This window comes from Pseudogemmobacter bohemicus (genome assembly GCF_003290025.1).
Lineage (GTDB): Bacteria > Pseudomonadota > Alphaproteobacteria > Rhodobacterales > Rhodobacteraceae > Pseudogemmobacter > Pseudogemmobacter bohemicus.
On the sequence record NZ_QNHG01000002.1, the window covers coordinates 593,052 to 610,329 of the forward strand.

A 17,278-nucleotide genomic window follows, 5' to 3' on the forward strand; every position below is an offset into this window, starting at 1 on the left:
GGGTTTTTGTTATTTCACCGCACCAGCGGTCAGACCGCCGACGAGATATCTTTGCAGGAAGAAGATGATGACCATTGCCGGGGCGATGCCCACGAAGGCGGCGGCCATCAGCTCGTTCCAGACCACGTCCTGCTTGCCGAAAAAGGCATAAAGACCAATCGGCAGCGGCATATATTCGGTCTTGGAATTGAAGGTCAGCGCGAAGATGAATTGCTGCGAATAGGCGCCGATGAAGGTGACGATCGCGACCACGATGATACCGGGGCTGGCAATCGGCAGGACGACGCGGCGAAAGGTGTAGAACTGGCTGGCGCCATCGGTCCAGGCGGCCTCGTTCAGCTCATTCGGGATGCGCATCATATAGGTGCGCAAAAGCCAGATCGCCGAGGGGATCAGGAAGGCGGCGCCCGGGATGATCATCGCCCAATAGGTGTTGAGCATGCCCAGAGAGCGCATCAGCCGGAACAAGGGGATCAGCAGCACCGCGCCCGAGAACATGGAAACCGCAAGGAACCCCCCCAGCACCAGCCCCATGCCGCGGAAATCAAAGCGCGCAAAGGCATAGGCGGCGGGCACGACCAGCAAGAGCACGATCAGGGTTGAAACCGTCGAGATCAGGAAGGAGTTGAACACATACCAGGCAAAGCCCGGCACCCTTTCCCACATGGTGACATAGGCGGTGAAAGAGCCGTTTTCCGGCCAGAAGCTGTAAGGGGTCGAAAACAGCTCTGCCAGCGGTTTCAGGCTGACCAGAAAACCCTCGATAAAGGGTGCCAGCAGGAAGAACAGGAAGACGAAGATCCCGGCATAGATCGCGATCACCTCCCACCAGCGGTAGCGGTCGATCATCGGGGTGTTTCTGTCATGGAACAGCGCCATGGATCACTCCTTCCCGCCCAGGTTCTGCAGCTTTCGCGTCACCCGGAAATAGGCGAGGCAGAACAGCGACAGGAAGATGCAGATCACCACAGCCCTCGCGGCGCCCTCGCCGTATTTTTTCGACCCGATTGCGGTGTGATAGGTGTCGATGATCATCGTGGTGGTCGAGCCCGAGGGCCCGCCTTGCGTCAGGATCCAGATGATGTCGAAGGAGTTGAAGGTCGCGATCAGCGACAGCATCGACATGGTGATGACGGCCGGCATCATCAAAGGCAAAGTGATGCGGCGAAAGCGGGTCCAGCGGCTGGCGCCATCGGCCCAGGCAGCCTCATAGAGGTCTTTCGGGATCGCCTGGATCGCGGCGAGGAAATAGATCGTCACCATCGGCACGCCGATCCAGACATCGGTGACGATGGTGGCCCAATAGGCGGTCTCGCCGTAAGCCAGGAAGGCCACCGGCCCGTCGGTCAGGCCAAAGCGCTGCAACAGCCCCGAGATCATCCCGAACTGGCCGTTATACATCCAGCCCCACATGAAGATGCCAATCGCCATCGGTACGATCCAGGGTGGCATGGTCAGGATGCGGAACAGATGCCGGCCCGGCACGGCGGCGTTCAGCAGCACCGCGCCAAAGGTGCCGATGATCATCTTCAGCGCCACCGAAAAGAAGGTCCAGGTGAAGGTGCGCCAGATCACACCGAGGAAGGTCTCGTTGAAGATCTTCTCGTAATTGGCGGTGCCGACATAGTTGGTCACCTTGCGCAAGGACGCATCGGTAAAGGAAAGGCGGAAGGTCTCAACCAGGGGCCAGGCCACGATTACCAGCACATAGAGGATCGCCGGCGCCAGCAGCGTCCAGGCGAAGATCCAGGCGGCGCGTGAGCTGGTCATGCGGCCCCCTTCCGCGTCAGGGCCTCGTCATAACGGTCCCAGACCGGGCGCAGATCGACCACCTGGCGGGAATGCCGCGCCTGATCCATCGACAGCGCCAGCACCCCCGCCTCCAGCGCGTCCAGCGTCGAGACCGGCAGCGGCGCGCCTTTGGTGACATTTGCCACGATCCCGGCGGCCATTTCCTCATCGGCACCGTAATGCTGCGACAGCGCCGTCGCCTTGTATTCGCGGTCGATCAGCCGCTTTTCCGACAGAACATCGGTCACGCGGAAGAAGCCGCGAATGAAATCGCCCTCGGCCTGGGCTTTGGTGCCAAAGGCGGCAAAGCGACGGAACTGGTCGGGCGCGTTCAGATTGGTGTGGAAATTCATGCCCACGCCATTCGCGTATTCCACAATCGCGACCTGATAGTCGATGATATCGCCATCGGAATCGAAGACCTTGTCCGACCCGTTCCAGCCCGAGGGCTTTTTGTGGAACAGATCCATGTCATTGACGCCGTAGGTCCGGGGATCATTCGCCGGGATAAAGGTCTTCCGGCCACCGAAAGAGGCCACCCGCTCAGGGCGCGCGCCGATCAGGCCGTTATAGAGGTCGAGATCATGGCAGCATTTCTCCAGCATGAAGCTGCCGGACCATTTCTCATAACGCCGCCAGTCGCGCATGAAAAACGCACCGTGATACGGGTAGATATGCTCGGCTGCCTCGACCGAGACGATATTCCCCAGCGTGCCGGCATCGCGCGCCGCCAGCACGTCGCGGTACAGCGGCGCATAGCGCAGGACGAGGCCGACCGAGAGGTTTTCATGGCCGTAACGCGCCAGCAGCCGCGCCAGGGCATAAGTGTCCTCAATCGACGAGACGATGGGCTTTTCGCTGAAAACCTTCACTCCGGCCTCAAGCCCCAGGCGGATGTGATCCAGGTGGAAATGGTTCGGCGAGCCGATCATCAGAAGGTCAAAGCCGCCGGCTTTTATCAGCGCTTCGGGGCTGGCATGGGAAATGCCCGGCGATATGCCATGTTCGATCAGCTGCGCCATGCCGGCGGGGGCAGGATCGTAGTAGCCCACGATCTCGAATTCCGGATCCATCTCCCGGAATACATGTCCAAGATAGCCGAGGCGAAAGCCGAGGCCGATGATCGCGACTCGCATTACTTGCTCCCTGCGGAGAAATTCTTTTTCTGCATAATGGAGGGTTGCGCGGCATTGCGTCAATGAATTTTCTGCATTCGCCCTAAAATATGTAATTTGTTTTCATGTCTGCGGTGAAAAATCGGCCGAAGCCCCGAAACAGGGCCGTCAGGGCAGGGCTGCGCGGGGTCAGGGCTGGCGCAGGCGGTTAAGGCCAAGCACTGCTGCGCCGACAAGGCCGGGCTCGATAGGGCATTCGGCGGGAACGATCAGCGGGCGGTGCAACTTTTGCAGGACGCGCGCGCGCACGGCCTCATCCAGCGCCGCCAGCAGCGGGCGGGAATTCGAGAGGCCGCCCCCCACCGCCATAACCCCGGCACCGAGCATGTTCTGGACCATGGCCAGCGGCCCGGACAGCAGCTCAAGCCAGACCCCGATGCTGCGGGATGCCGCCGGCGCCCTCGCCTGCCAGGCGGCGATGATCTCTTCGGCGGTGGAGGTCTCGCCGCTCAGGGTCAGATGCAGTTTCTCCATGCCGCGCGCAGAGCAGACCGCGTCGAGGCAACCGGTCAGCCCGCAGCCGCAGGGAAAGGCGGGCAGCACGGTGTTGCCGATGATCCGCTGTGCCACCGGGCCATGACCCCATTCGCCGGCGAAGCCGCCCGAGCCGTTGATCAGGTCTCCGCGCACCACGATGCCGCCGCCGACCCCGGTGCCAAGGATGATGCCGAACACCACCGCATGGCCGCGCCCGGCGCCGATGGCGGCCTCGGCCAGGGCAAAGCAATCGGCGTCATTGCCCAGCACCACCGGCAGGGAAAGCCGTGCCTCCAGCTCGGCCTGGAGGCGGCGCCCGGTCAGGCAGGGGATATTCGCCACTGTCGCCTGCCCGGTTTCGGGGTCGATCACCCCGGCAATGGAAAAGGCGAGGCATTCGGGCCGCTCAGGCGCGGCGTCGATGGCGGCCTGCAAAACGGCGGTAAAACCCGCGAAATCCTGGCCCGGGGTCGGCACACGGCCTCTGGGGCGGATATCCTCCAGGCTCCAGGCCTCGGCGATCTTGATCGCGGTGCCGCCAATGTCGAAACAAAGGATCATGGCCGCATCCCCCCGGAAGGGGTGCCGCCGGCGGGGCGGCCCGCGATCCAGCTGCCGGTCACGTTCAGCCCTTCATCAAGGCAGATCAGATCCGCCCTGGCGCCGGGGCGCAAATGGCCGCGATCAGCCAGGCCAAGCGCCGCTGCCGGTGCCGCCGACCCCAGCCGCAAGGCCGCCGCCAGGTCAAGCCCAAGCCGCTGGTGGCAATAGCGCACCGCATCCGCCAGCGCGATATCGGCGCCGGCGAGAGTGCCATCGGCAAGCGTCAGCCGCCCCGCGCTGCGGAAAATCTGCCGCCCGTTCAGGGTGAAGCCCGTCAGATCGCTGCCCACCGTCGCCATCGCGTCCGATACCAGAAAAATCCCCTCCGGCTGTGCCCTGAGCGCGACCAGCATCGCCGCATCGGCAACATGAAAGCCGTCGGCGATCAGCCCGGCACAGAGGCCGGGCAGGCTGAGCGCGGCGCCCACGAGGCCCGGGGCGCGGTGGCCCAGCTGGCTCATCGCGTTGAAAAGATGGGTGACCATGCCGGCGCCCGCCGCGATATAGTCGCGTGCGGTGTCATGGTCGCAATCGCTGTGGCCGAGGCTGACCGTCACCCCTGCCGAGGCAAGGGCGTGAACCTGCCGCCGCGTCGCCGATTCCGGCGCCAGCGTGACGATCAGATGCGGAAGCTGCCCGGCTGCGGTCAGGATCGCGGCAAGATCCGCTGCCTCCATCGCCCGGATCAGCGCCGGGTCATGGGTGCCCTTCTTCGCCAGCGACAGATGCGGGCCTTCGAGATGCAGCCCGAGGAAACCCGGGCAGTCCGCAACCCCGGCAGCCGCGACCGCGCGGGCAGTGACATCCGGCCGGTCGGTGATCAGCGTCACCATGGTCGCGGTGGTGCCAAGGCCGGCATGGGCGGCGCAGATCGCCCGGATGCCCTCTGGCGTGGGGTCATTGTTGAAGAGCACCCCGCCGCCGCCATTGACCTGGAGGTCGATATAACCCGGCGCGATCAGGCCGGGCAGGCGCGGGCCCTCGGGCGCCTCATGCGAGGGGAGGATGCTGGTGACCCGGCCAGCTTTGATACTGATCGCGGCATTCTGGTGCCAGGCCTCGCCATCGAAGATCCTTGCGACGTGAAAGGTTCCGCTTCCCATGCTCACCAGACCGTGCCCCTGGCCGCCAGCGGCTCCACCCGGGTCACCACGCCGTTTTTGTGGAACACCATCCGGTCGAAAAGGTTCGAGACCACGCAGGTATGGTTCGGCACCACCCGCACCAGATCGCCCACCTCTGGCCGGGCGCCGGTGCAGGCGCTCAGATCGACCACGGCATGTTCCTCGGACAGCCCGGTGATGCGCGCGCCGGGAAGACCCTCGATCTCGCCGTAATCGGTAAAGCCCAGAAGGTCCGAGGTCAGCGCTTTTGATCCGCAATCAAGCACCGCCCGCGTGGGCGTAGGGCGCGAGACCACGGTGGCCAGCACATGCATCGCCAGATCCCCTGGCGCGCATGCGCCGGCCCGGACCATCGAGCGGTCATTATAGACATAGGTTCCGGCGCGGTGTTCGCTCGCCGAGGGCACCAGATGCGCCTGCCAAAGATCGGGCGAGCCGCCATTCGTCCGCATCGGGCAGGGAATGCCGACCGCCGCCAGCAGCGCCATGGTCTCTTGCAGGAAGGTCTCGACCCGGGCGGCGGCGCCTGGCGCGGGATAGGTCATCAACCCGCCGAAGGTCAGGCCGGGCGCCGCATGGATCTGCTGCGCCAGCGCGAAGGCATCCTGAGGCGTTTGCACCCCGCAGCGCCCGCCGCCGGTATCGCATTCGATCAGCACGGTGAGGGGTTTCGCGCCCGCAAAAGCCGCGGCCAGCCCGGCCACCGTCATCGCAGAATCCGCCGTTACCGCCAGATGTGCCACCTGAGCGTTCAGCGCCACCAGCCGTGCCAGCCGCGCCGGGCCAAGGATGTTATAGGTGATCAGGATATCGTCGAAACCGGCAGCGGCGAAGGCTTCGGCCTCGGTCAGCTTCTGGCAGTTGATGCCCACGGCTCCGGCCGCGATCTGCTGGCGGGCTATGGCGGCGATCTTATGGGTCTTGATATGGGGGCGGAAATTCAGCCCATGCGCGGCCATATACTCCTGCGCCCGCGCGATATTGGCGGCGAGACGGTCTTCGTCGATCACCGGCAGCGGTGTGGGCAGATCTGCCAGCGGGGTGCCCGGTTCGGGCCAGGGAAAACCGGATGCCGCAAAATCTGGGGGTGGAACGCTCATTGCGCCTCTCCGAAAGGGTCTTCCATGCGCGGCCAGATATCCGTCCGGACCAGCCGATAGGGATTGGTTGCCGGATTATTCGGATAGGGTTTCCCGGCGCTGCAATAAAGCACTTCCGCAGCGATGGGTGCAAATGCTGCGTAGAAATGGTTGGTCGATTTGATCACGAGGATCTTTTGCGCCAGCGGGTCGATCCCGAGCGCGGTGAAAAGCGAGGGGTCATAGCTTTGCACCCGCACGGTGTTGAGGATGACCTCGATCCCGGTTTCCTGGCCGGTATTGTCCAAAAGCGCGATCCGCGCCGCCGGGCCAAAGAGCGCGATGCTTTCGCCAAAGCGCATCTCGGCCCCGGCATTCAGCCGGACGACCCGGATCAGCGCATCACAGGGCTCGCCGGTCTCGGGCGCCGATTTGGCGCCGAAGCGCAAGGGCATTTCCGCGCCTTCGCCAGCCACGAAACACAGCTGCACCGCGACCGGATCCCAGATGGTGCCGATCGCCACGCCCCGCGCGCGCGCCGCCAGCAATTCCTTGAGGATGACCGTGGCATCCCCCGCCGTACCGCCGCCCGGATTGTCCCACATATCGGCGATCACCACCGGCCAGGCCGTTGCCGCCATCGCGCGCGAGACGGCCTCGTGCTCGTCGATCTGCGGCATCATATGCTTGCCGCGATTGGCAAAGAGCATGCGGCCGAGTTCTTCGGCCAAAGCCGAGCCATAAGCGGCATCGCCATCGGTTATCGCCACCATTTTCGTGCCCATTTCAGGCACGTCGCCGGCCATGAATCCATGGATCGCCGACAGCGAAAGCACCTTCGGATCGGTGGTCTCGATCCTGGTCATGCGGTCGACAAAGCTGCGCATCGGCTCGCGTGATGTTGGAAAGACGTCGATCATCCGGCAGTCAAACACCGAGACCACCGGCGTAACCCGACCTTCGAGCGTGTCGGTCAGGATGCGCCAGAGATCCTCGGCCCGCTCGACGAAATCGGTATGGGGGAATTCCTTGAAGACGGTAAAAAAATCCAGCGCGGCGACGCGTTTGGCGGTCAGATGGCTGTGCGGGTCCATCTCGGCGCAGAGGATCACATCCGGGCCGATCATCTCGCGGATGCGGGTCAGGAAGTCGCCCTCGGGGTCCAGATGGCCCTGGGCCACCATGGCGCCATGCAGGCCCAGCACCACCGCATCCACCGGCAGCGCGCGGTGGAGTTGCGCGAGGATCTCGTCCCTGAGCCCCTCATAGGCGCCGCGCGAGATCAGCCCGGCCGGGTCGGCCCAGGCGGCGGTGCCCTCGATCAGCGCCCATCCCTTTTCCGCGCAGACCCGCCGCCCGACCGGGATCGGGGCGGTGCACAGGGTCGGTGTCACCGGATGCTGGCCCGGGGCTGCGTAAAGCGAATCCTCAAATCCTTTGCGGTCGATCACAATGGGCGAGAAGGTGTTGGTTTCGGTGGCAAGCGCCGCCACGAAGATCCGCCTGGAGGTGCCGTTGGGGCTGCTGCTGCTGGCCATGATCAATCCCTGATATGAGGCAGATAGCCCACAAAGCCCGCGATCTTCCAGTCCCCACTTTCCCGGCGGCAGATATAGAGCGTTTGCCAGTTCATCCGGTCGCGGCTGCCATCAGCGCGCGGCAGCCAGCCGTTGAACTTCTTGCGCACCAGCGCGGCATCGCCGGTGATCTCGATCTCTTCCAGCCGGGTGGCGGCGTAGATATGCGGGCGCGGATCGCCGTCAAACCGCCCGGCGGCGCGGTCGGCCAGATGGGCCTGTGCCTGGTGCAGCCATTCCTCGCGGTAAAGCGCCAGGCTGGGAAAGGCGAGGGTAAAGCCCTGGGGGTCGGGCTGATGATTGCCCGAAAGGCCGATAAAGGGCCCCTGGCTGAAGTCACCCGCCACCCTGTCCCAGTCGGCACTGGTCCAGGCGTCGATATCGCGGGGCACCAGCATTTCCCAAATGGCGCTGCGATCCTTGTCCGCTTTGGGAAAAGGGTTCGCGAACGGGTCGCGCTCTGCGGTCATTTGGCTCGCTCCGTGAAAATTATTTCAGCTTGTCCGCTTATTATCTGGAGTATTCGAAAGGATCATGGCTAAATGTCAAGAAGAAACGAAAATTAATTTCGGACTCCAGCACATGCTTGACCAGGCCGTTCTGACAGGTTTCCTGGGGGGTGAAACTGCCCCGCCCCGGCCTGCGACCGCATGGGCGCGGCCCGCAGCCTTATGGTCATGGAGATCCGAATGAACAGCCCGAACGAGACCATCAGCCAGACCTCGCCGGAACTGATTTCGGCGCTCAGCGATGAGGAGGGGCGGCTTTCCACCATGGAAAAGCGCCTGGCCGAGGTGGTTCTGGCGGATGTGACCTATGCGACCAATGCCTCGATCACCGAGATCGCGGCGCGGGCGGGCGTGTCGCCGCCGACGGTGACGCGGTTCTGCCGGCGGCTGGGTTGCTCCAGCTTTTCGGATTTCAAGGTGCAGCTGGCGCGCTCGGCCTATGTCGGTCTGCGCTATCTCAAGCCGGAATCGGTGACCTCGACCCCGGCCGAAGTGGCCGAGGATATCGTGACCAAGGCGCAGAACGCGCTGTTTCAGATGCATCGGGCGCTGGATCTGACCGCAGTGGAACGCGCGGTGGCGCTGATCTCGGAGGCGCAGATGGTGCATGCTTTCGGCTCGGGCGGCAATTCGGCGATGATCGCGAATGAATTGCAGAACCGGCTGTTCCGGCTGGGGATCCGCATCTCGGCCTCGAATGATCACGGCATGCATCTGATGATCGCGGCAGCGGCCGAGCCGGGGACGGTGGTGTTCGGCTCGTCCTTCACTGGCCGCAACCACGAGCTGGTGCGCTGCTTCGGGCTTTTGCGTGAGCGCGGCATTCCCACCATCGCGATCACCCAGACCGGCACCCCGGTGGCCGAGGCCGCCGATGTGGTGATCCCGGTCGATCTGCCCGAGGGGCGCAATATCTTCCGCGCCACATCGACCCGTTTCGCCTTCCTCGCAGTGGTCGATATCATCGCGAACCTTGTTGCCTATGCCGACAAGCCCCGCTCTGCGCGGATCCTGCGCGGCATCAAGGAACAACTGATCCGCCACCGCGACGGCGACGACCGCCAGCTGCTGGGCGACTGAGTCCGGGCCGGGGGCGCTGGCGGCCGCCCTCTGGTCTTTGTCATCCTGCCGCGAAGGATGTGACTTTTGGACCCGCGCCCCATTGCTCCGCGTCTCGCTGTCGTCACCGGCGCCGCCGGTGATATCGGCCGCGCCATTGCCCGGCGCCTGCGCCAGGACCATGACCTCGTGCTGATGACCGATCTCGATGCCAGCGCCGCAGCCAGCGCCGCGACAGAGCTGGGCGAGGGCTTTCTGCCCTGGCAGAGCGATGTGACCGATCCGGCAAGCTGCGCCGCGCTGGCTGTCGGGGCCGCGCGCCTGGGTCAGCTGGTCACGCTGGTCAATAATGCGGGCGGCGTAAAGGCTGCGGGGCTGCATTCGACCACGGTGGCGGACTGGCAGGCGGATCGGGCGCTGAACCTTGATGCTGCCTTCCTGACCTTTCAGGCGCTCGCGGATCAGCTGATTGCAGGCCAGGGGTCGGTGGTCAATATCGCCTCGGTCAACGGGCTGGGCGTCTATGGCCACCCCGCCTATTCCGCCGCCAAAGCCGGGATGATCCATCTGACGCAGCTGATCGCAGTGGAATATGGCCGCCATGGCCTGCGCGCCAATGCGGTGGCGCCCGGCACCGTCCGCACCCGCGCCTGGGAGGCGCGCGCCGAACAGAATCCCAATGTCTTTGCCGAGGCGGCGCGCCATTACCCGCTGGGCCGCATCGCGCGCCCCGGGGATGTGGCCGAGGCGGTGGGATTCCTTGCCTCACCGCTGGCGGCGGCAATCACCGGCATCTGCCTGCCGGTCGATTGCGGGCTGACCGCCGGCACGCCTTCGCTGGCGCGTACCTTTACCCAGTCGCCGGACTGGTAAGTCGGGAGAACGCAGATGCTGATTTTGGAAAACTCCTGGGCAGAGGCACCGCTGCCCGCCGGCACCTGGTCGCTGCGGCTGACCAATCTGTCCGAGGATGTGCTGGCGGGGTTCACGCTGTCACTGACCTCGATCACCCGGGTGGTGGCGGGCTATGAGATCACCGGCGGGCGCCTCGCCGGGCGGCATGCGAATTTCCACCTTTTCGCGCCGCCTGAGGGGGTGGCCATCGCCCCGGGTGAAAGCTGGTCTTTTGCGATCACCGGGCTGAACCGCTCGCCCTTTCACCGCAATGATGCGGCAAAGACGGCCTGGGTCACGCTGGCGGATGGCAGCCATGTGGATTGTGTGACCGGCGATCTGATGTCTGGCTCTTCGATCCCCGCCCCGCCGCCGCCCCGCCTGCCCGAGGGGCGGCTGACGTTGCCTTTCGCGCTGATCCCCTGGCCGAATGCGATCACGGCGGCGGCGGGGCCAGAGACAGAGCCGCCGCCCGTGATCCTGCACCTCGCGCCCGGCACCAGCCTGGCCGATCAGCGGCTGGCGCTTTCGGTGGCAGAGCTGCATCGCCGGCTTTTCCCGGCGGGGCGGCGGGTGTTCCAGCTCTCGCCCTGTCCGGGCGCGCGGGAGGTGGCATTCGCCTATAGCGCCGCGATCCCCGAGGAGGGTTTCCGGCTGGATTTCGGCGCAGCGATCACGCTGACCGCCAGTTCGGCGCTGGGGCGCCGTTACGGGCTGATCGCGCTGGCGCAGATGCTGCATGGCGCCTTCAGCGACCCGAAATTCCGCTTTCCGGCCAGCGGCAGTATCGAGGATGCGCCCCGCTATGGCTGGCGCGGTTGCCATCTGGATTGCTCGCGCCATTTCTGGCGGTTTGATCAGGTGAAGCGCGTGGTCGATATCATGGCCTGGAACCGCTTCAACCGCTTTCACTGGCATCTCACCGATGATGAGGCCTGGCGGGCCGAGATCCTCGCCTATCCGGAGCTGACCAGCATCGGCACCACGCGCGCGGCCGGTCTGCCCTTGATGCCGCCGCAGCTGGGCGACGGGCCGGGCCGGGTCTCGGGCCATTACAGCCAGGATGAGATGCGCGCGCTGGTGGCTCATGCGGCCGGCCTTGGCATCGAGGTGATGCCCGAGATCGAGACGCCGGGCCATGCGGCCTCGGTTGTCGCCGCGCTGCCGCAACTCGTTGACCCGGATGAGCCGCCGGAAAGCTATCACCCGGTCCAGGGATTCCCGAATAACGGTTTTAACCCGGGAATCCCTGAGACCTTCACGGTGCTGGAAACCATCATCGACGAGCTTTGTGCGATCTTCCCGTCGCGCTGGTTCCATATCGGCGGCGATGAGGTGGCGCGGAATGCCTGGCTCGACAGCCCGCGCGCGCGGGTGCTGATGCAGCGCGAGGGGCTGGCGGGGACGTTCGGGCTGCAAAGCTGGTTCCTGCGCCGGATCAAGGCGATGCTTGAGGCGCGCGGCAAGATCCTTGTCGGCTGGAACGAGGTCGCGCATGGCGGCGGGGTGCCGCCGGAAAACACCCTGCTGATGGCCTGGGAAAAGCCCGAAATCGGGATTGCGCTGGCGCGCGAAGGCTATGATGTGGTGATGACGCCGGGCCAGGCTTATTACCTCGACATGGTGCAGGGGCCGGACTGGCTGGAAAACGGCGCCGGCTGGGCCGGGCCGGTAAGGCCGGAACAAAGCTACCGATATGAGGCGGCGGGCGATTTCCCCGAGGGTCTCGCGCATCATATGAAGGGCGTCCAGGCCTGTATCTGGTGCGAGCATTTCACCACCGATGCCTGGTTCAACGACCTTGTTTTCCCGCGCCTGCTGGCGGTGGCCGAGGCCGGCTGGACCCTTCCCGGGAACAAGGACTGGCTGCGCTTTGCCGCCCAGGCCCGGCTGCATCCGACACTCTAGGAGGCTGACATGCGTATTGCCATTGGTGGCATCCATACCGAATGTTCGACCTCTTCCCCGGTTTTGATGCGGGCTGAGGATTTCCGTGTGCTGCGGGGGGCGGCGCTGACCGAAAGCGACTATTTCGCTTTCCTGCACCGGCATCCGGTCGAAATCGCACCGCTCTTTCACGCGCGCGCGGTGCCGGGCGGCCCGGTCTCGCGCGAGACCTATGAGACGTTCCGGACGGAATTCCTCGCTGCTCTGGAGGCGGCGAAGCCTTTCGATGCGGTCTGCCTCGCCATGCATGGCGCGATGAAGGTCGAGGGCGTGTGGGATGCCGAGGGCGACTGGATCGAAGCCGTGCGCCAGGCGGTCGGGCCGGATATGCTGATCGCCACCAGCTATGACCTGCATGGCAATGTCTCGGCGCGTGTGGTCGACCAGATCGACATTTTCGCAGCCTATCGCACCGCGCCCCATATCGACACGCCCGAGACGATGGAGGCGGCGTTTTCGATGCTGGTGCGCGCGCTGCAAACCGGCGCGCGGCCGGGCGTCATGCGGGTGCCGGTGCCCTTGTTGCTGCCGGGAGAGCGGTCCTCGACCGAGGATGAGCCGGCGCGCTCGCTTTACGCCGCGCTGCCGGGGCGGGAGGGGCCGGGTATCTGGCGGACCGATCTGATGATTGGCTATGTCTGGGCGGATGAGCCCCGCGCCACCGCCTGCGCCATGGTGACGGGCACCGACCCTGTGGCGATGGCTGCCGCCGGCACAGGGATCGCCGCTGACTTCTGGGCGGCGCGGGAGGCGTTTCGCTTCGGGCCAAAGACCGGCCCGCTGGATCGGATGCTGGATCTGGCGGCGGCAGCCGGGACGCAGCCGGTGATCCTTGCCGATAGCGGCGACAATCCGACCGGCGGCGGTGTCGGCGACCGCGCCGATGTGCTGGAGGCTCTGATCGCGCGCGACTGGCAGGGCGCGCTGGTGGCGGGGATCACCGACCGGCCTGCCGTTGCCGCCTGCTTTGCTGCGGGGCCCGGCGCGCGGCTGGACCTGCGGATCGGTGCCAGCCTTGATCCCGCCGGAGTGAGTGTCACGGCGCTGGCCGAGGTGGTCTCGCTGCATCCCGGGGCCAGCCCGGCAGAGGATCAGGCGGTGGTGCGGATTGGCGGCATCACCCTGGTGCTGGCGGCGCGGCGGCGGCCCTGGCACGATCTGGCGGATTTCCTCCGGCTGGGGCTCGACCCGCGCGCGGTGGCACTTCTCGTGGTGAAATCGGGCTATCTCTCGCCCGAACTGGCGCCGCTGGCGCGGCCGAACCTGATGGCGCTGACTGCCGGAGTGGTCAGCCAGGACATCCCCGCGCTTGCGAACCTGCACCGGCAAAAGGGGATGCTGCCCTTTGATCCCGCGCCGGATTACCATCCCCGGCCCGAAGCCTCGCGACGCCTGCTGCGATGAACCCCTGGATCTCAACCCTGAAGCGGCATCGGGTCGTGCGCGCCTCGGCAGCCGCGATCTTTCTTTACGGCTTTGCCGGCGCCGCCACCGTGCCCTATCAGGCGCTGGTCGGCATCAGGGAGTTGAGGCTCTCGGACGCTGAATATGCGATGATCGCGCTGGTGGCTTCGATCACCAATGTGGCGCTGGCGATCGGCTTCGGGCTGCTCTCCGACCGGTTCCAGAGCTACCGCCGCCCGCTGGTCTTCGTCTCCTCCTTTGGCGTGATCGGCTATGGCATGATCTGGGCCGTGCCCTCGGCGCTGACCTTCGCGATTGCGATGATCGCGCCGCTGGCGCTGTTCCACGCGACGAATTCGATGCTGTTCGGCAATGTCCGCGCCCAGACCGCGCGGTTCGATCCGGAAGAGGCTGCCATCGTCAACGCCTTGATGCGGATGATGATTTCGCTGTCCTGGGTGCTGGTGCCCGGCGCGGTCGGGCTGATCCTTTCCGGACAAGAGACGATGATCGGGTCCTATCTGATCGCGGCGTTGCTGGCGGGCTGTTGCCTTGCCACCATCCTCTTCTGGCTGGAGCCCGATCACCGGTCCGATCACCGGCCCGCCCGCGAGGCGGCGCCCGAAGGGGGCACCGGCACCTCACTGCTGTCGCCGTCAAGCGGGCGCACCGACCGGCCGGCCCAGGTGCGCATAGTCGGGGCCAGCTTCGCGGGCATCGCACAGCTTTTGCACCCCGGCATTCTCAGCCGTGTGCTGGGCGTCGCGCTGATCAGCCAGGTGCTGCATGTCAATTCGGCGGTGCTGCCACTGATCCTGACCGGCCAGGCCCAGGGTGAGGCAGGCGAGGTCGGCGGCATTGTCGGCATGGTGGCGGCGCTTGAGGTGATCTTCATGTTCTTCTGGACCAGGGTGACGCGGTCGATGCCCCTGATCCATGCACTGGCGATCACGGCGGCGCTGTATCTGGTCTACCTGACCGCGCTGGCCTTTGCGGCGGCGGTCTGGCAGATCTGGGCCGCGAGCCTGATCGCGGGCTTTGCCGCAGCCGGGATCATCTCGCTGCCGATCAGCTATCTGCTGGATCTGATCCGCGACCGGCCAGGGCTTTCCGCTTCGCTGATCGCGGTGAACATGTTTCTGGGGGGCGCGCTTGGCGCCGGGGTCTTTGCCTTTGGCAGCTGGATCGGCGGTTATCCCGCGGCCTCGATCCTGTCGGGCGTCGGCGGTGTGCTGGGCGCGGGGCTGTTGCTGGGGCTGGAGAGCAGGAAATGACCCGGATCACGCTGGAAATCTGTGTCGATGATGCGGCGGGGATCATCGCCGCGCAGGAAGGCGGCGCCGACCGGATCGAGCTATGCGCGGCCCTGGCCCTTGGCGGGCTGACACCTTCGGCCGGGCTGATCGCGCTGGCGGCGGGCTGTGGTCTGCCGGTGATGGCGATGATCCGGCCCCGCGCCGGGGATTTCTGCTGGTCGGCCTCTGAACTGGAGGCCTGCAGCGCCGAGATCCGAGCCTGTCATGCTGCGGGGCTGGCGGGGGTGGTGATCGGTGCCTCGCTGCCGGATGGCAGGCTTGACGAGCCCGCCTTGCGCCGGCTGATCCATGAGGCGCAGGGGCTTGATATCACGCTGCACCGCGCCATCGACCTGACCCCGGATCCCGCAGTGGCGATGCGGCTGGCGGCGGGCCTTGGCATCCGCCGGGTGCTGTCATCGGGAGGCGCCAGGGCGGCGCTGGCCGGGATGGCACGGCTGCGCGCGATGGAGAGGGCCACGCCAGGGGTGACGGTGATGCCGGGCGGCGGGGTCTCGGCGGAGAATGCGGCCGAATTCGCGGCTGTGCTGAGCCTGCGCGAGATCCATGCCTCGGGATCAGCGCCGCTTCCGGCGCCGGCGCTGCCAGCGGTCACGGAATTCGGCTTTCAGCCCGCAGGCGCGCGGGGCACGGAACGCACGAAAGTGGCGGCTCTCAGGGCGCGGCTGGATCAGATTTCGGCCTCGCGCCCGTCGGGATGCACCAGCTCGTAATAATCGCGCAGCCGCAGATCCGCCGCCGCCTCGCGGTCGATCACCACCGTCACCTTGCGGTGCATCTGCAGCGCGGATGCCGGGCAGGAGGCGCAGAGCGGCCCCTCGATCATTGCCGCCACCACCCTGGCCTTTGCCGCGCCATGGGCCAGCAAAAGCACATCTGACGCGCGGGTGATGGTGCCGATCCCCATGGTGATCGCCAGGCGCGGCACATCCTCGGGCCGGTCAAAGAAACGCGCATTGGCGTTGCGGGTCGATTGCGTCAGCGTCTTGATCCGGGTGACCGAGCTGAGGCTGGAAATCGGCTCGTTGAAACCGATATGCCCGTTCAGCCCCAGCCCAAGGAGTTGCAGCCCGATATCGCCGGCGGTCTCTATCGCCGCCTCATAGCGCGCGGCCTCGGCCTTGGGGTCAGGCGCATCGCCGCGCGGCAGATGGGCGCGAGCCTGGTCGATATCGACATGATCGAAGAGCTGGCGCCGCATGTAATGCCAGTAGGAACAGGGATGATCGGGCGCGAGGCCGACATATTCGTCCAGATTGAAACTGGTGACCCCCGCAAAGCTGAGCCCGGTCTCGCGGTGATCCCGGATCAGCCGTGCGTAAACCGCCTCCATCGTGCCGCCGGTGGCAAGGCCAAGCACGGTTTCCGGCCTGGCGCGCAGCCGCGCGGCGATCAGCCCGGCCGCGCGTTCGGTCGCTGCGGCGGCGTCGGGCAGGATCAGAACCTTCATCTCCCTCTCCTCAGCCTGTCACAGAGCAGGTCACAACGGCTTCCAGGCGATGGCGTCGATTTCGATCTTCGCATCCACCATCAGCCGCGCTTCCACGGTCGAGCGCGCCGGGGGGTGATCCATGAAATGCTTCTCGAACACGGCGTTGAAGCTGGTGAAATCGCGCGGATCATCCAGCCAGCAGGTGACCTTGATCACATCCTCCAGCCCGCAGCCGGCCAGCTTCAGCACTGCCTTCAGGTTTTCGATCACTGCCTCGGTCTGGGCGATGATGCCGCCCTGGACGACCTCACCATTGATGGTGGGCACCTGGCCCGAGACATGCACATAATCGCCGGCGCGCACCGCGCGGGCAAAGGGGCGGCGGGTGCCGCCGGCCTGCGGATCGGCAATGTCGTAGCGGATGAGTCGTTTATCGGCCATATCAGCCCCGGATGTGGAAATGCTTTTCATCATATTCGGCAATATCATGGAATCATCAAGCCGGAATTCCAGAATTCCCGCAAGATGATGAAACTGGATTTCATTGACGGCAGGATGACTGGATGACGATTGGCCTGCTCGGCCAGAGTTTCGTTTTCACAGGCGAAATGAGCTTCGCAGGGGCAGCCCACAGGCCGGGTGTGGCGGAGTCAGCCACGAGGGCAGAGCGCATAAGCTGCGGGCATCCCCCGAACCGGGGGCAGGGATCTTCCCGATTTTTTTGAAAGGACGCTGCTGCCATTCCGGACTGCCAGGCTCTGCCCGCTGATGCAGGACGCGGTGAGGATCGTCAGTGGCTTCACCCATCCGGTGCCGCAACCCGGCCACCAATCTGACAATGCGGTGGATTGCCTTAGTAAATTACACAGGATAATTGGAACGCGTTTGCGG

The 17,278-nt window shown here is 65.4% G+C and carries 16 protein-coding genes; 6 read left to right on the forward strand and 10 right to left on the reverse strand.

Annotated elements, in window-relative coordinates; translation table 11 throughout:
- Positions 1-9: 9 nt before the first annotated feature.
- The 8 genes from DRF71_RS10880 to DRF71_RS10915 form a co-directional block, all read right to left on the reverse strand.
- Entirely contained in the window at positions 10-879 is an 870-nt protein-coding gene (locus DRF71_RS10880) for a carbohydrate ABC transporter permease (protein WP_112310565.1), read from the reverse strand.
- 3 nt (positions 880-882) lie between these two features.
- Positions 883-1,770 (reverse strand): carbohydrate ABC transporter permease, encoded by an 888-nt coding sequence (locus tag DRF71_RS10885; RefSeq protein WP_112310566.1) that lies wholly within the window; start codon positions 1,768-1,770, stop codon positions 883-885.
- On the reverse strand, positions 1,767-2,927 hold the full coding sequence (locus tag DRF71_RS10890; RefSeq protein ID WP_112310567.1) for a Gfo/Idh/MocA family protein: 1,161 nt from the start codon (positions 2,925-2,927) through the stop codon (positions 1,767-1,769). Before DRF71_RS10890 ends, DRF71_RS10885 begins: the two co-directional genes overlap by 4 nt.
- Before the next feature lie 168 nt (positions 2,928-3,095).
- Positions 3,096-4,004: an ROK family protein gene (locus tag DRF71_RS10895; protein WP_112310568.1), complete on the reverse strand. Its 909-nt coding sequence runs from the start codon at positions 4,002-4,004 to the stop codon at positions 3,096-3,098.
- Positions 4,001-5,149 carry an N-acetylglucosamine-6-phosphate deacetylase gene (gene nagA, locus DRF71_RS10900; protein WP_112310569.1) on the reverse strand — a complete coding sequence of 383 codons (1,149 nt, stop codon included), beginning with the start codon at positions 5,147-5,149 and terminating at the stop codon, positions 4,001-4,003. The genes DRF71_RS10895 and nagA overlap by 4 nt, the downstream gene beginning before the upstream one ends.
- A 2-nt stretch (positions 5,150-5,151) precedes the next feature.
- Positions 5,152-6,270: an alanine racemase gene (locus DRF71_RS10905; RefSeq protein ID WP_112310570.1), complete on the reverse strand. Its 1,119-nt coding sequence runs from the start codon at positions 6,268-6,270 to the stop codon at positions 5,152-5,154.
- Complete coding sequence (locus tag DRF71_RS10910) at positions 6,267-7,787, reverse strand: M81 family metallopeptidase (RefSeq protein ID WP_112310571.1); 1,521 nt, start codon at positions 7,785-7,787, stop codon at positions 6,267-6,269. Before DRF71_RS10910 ends, DRF71_RS10905 begins: the two co-directional genes overlap by 4 nt.
- 2 nt (positions 7,788-7,789) lie before the next feature.
- Positions 7,790-8,296, reverse strand: a complete 507-nt coding sequence (locus DRF71_RS10915) for a hypothetical protein (protein ID WP_112310572.1) — start codon at positions 8,294-8,296, stop codon at positions 7,790-7,792.
- 219 nt (positions 8,297-8,515) lie between these two features.
- Here DRF71_RS10915 and DRF71_RS10920 point away from each other — a divergent pair, with 219 nt between their 5' ends.
- From DRF71_RS10920 to DRF71_RS10945, 6 genes are all read left to right on the forward strand, one after another.
- Entirely contained in the window at positions 8,516-9,415 is a 900-nt protein-coding gene (locus DRF71_RS10920; RefSeq protein ID WP_112311263.1) for a MurR/RpiR family transcriptional regulator, read from the forward strand.
- A 66-nt stretch (positions 9,416-9,481) separates the two neighbouring features.
- Positions 9,482-10,267, forward strand: a complete 786-nt coding sequence (locus DRF71_RS10925; RefSeq protein WP_232831451.1) for an SDR family oxidoreductase — start codon at positions 9,482-9,484, stop codon at positions 10,265-10,267.
- Positions 10,268-10,282: 15 nt separating this feature from the next.
- A complete protein-coding gene (locus DRF71_RS10930) occupies positions 10,283-12,196 on the forward strand; it encodes a beta-N-acetylhexosaminidase (RefSeq protein WP_112310573.1) in 1,914 nt (637 codons plus the stop codon).
- 9 nt (positions 12,197-12,205) lie between these two features.
- Entirely contained in the window at positions 12,206-13,639 is a 1,434-nt protein-coding gene (locus DRF71_RS10935) for a M81 family metallopeptidase (RefSeq protein WP_112310574.1), read from the forward strand.
- A complete protein-coding gene (locus DRF71_RS10940; protein WP_112310575.1) occupies positions 13,636-14,913 on the forward strand; it encodes an MFS transporter in 1,278 nt (425 codons plus the stop codon). The genes DRF71_RS10935 and DRF71_RS10940 overlap by 4 nt, the downstream gene beginning before the upstream one ends.
- Positions 14,910-15,668: a copper homeostasis protein CutC gene (locus DRF71_RS10945; RefSeq protein ID WP_112310576.1), complete on the forward strand. Its 759-nt coding sequence runs from the start codon at positions 14,910-14,912 to the stop codon at positions 15,666-15,668. Before DRF71_RS10940 ends, DRF71_RS10945 begins: the two co-directional genes overlap by 4 nt.
- Here the strand turns inward: DRF71_RS10945 and nagB are convergent.
- Positions 15,626-16,405, reverse strand: a complete 780-nt coding sequence (gene nagB / locus DRF71_RS10950; protein WP_112310577.1) for a glucosamine-6-phosphate deaminase — start codon at positions 16,403-16,405, stop codon at positions 15,626-15,628. The genes DRF71_RS10945 and nagB overlap by 43 nt on opposite strands.
- A 30-nt stretch (positions 16,406-16,435) precedes the next feature.
- Positions 16,436-16,828: a RidA family protein gene (locus tag DRF71_RS10955; protein ID WP_112311265.1), complete on the reverse strand. Its 393-nt coding sequence runs from the start codon at positions 16,826-16,828 to the stop codon at positions 16,436-16,438.
- Positions 16,829-17,278: the final 450 nt, after the last annotated feature.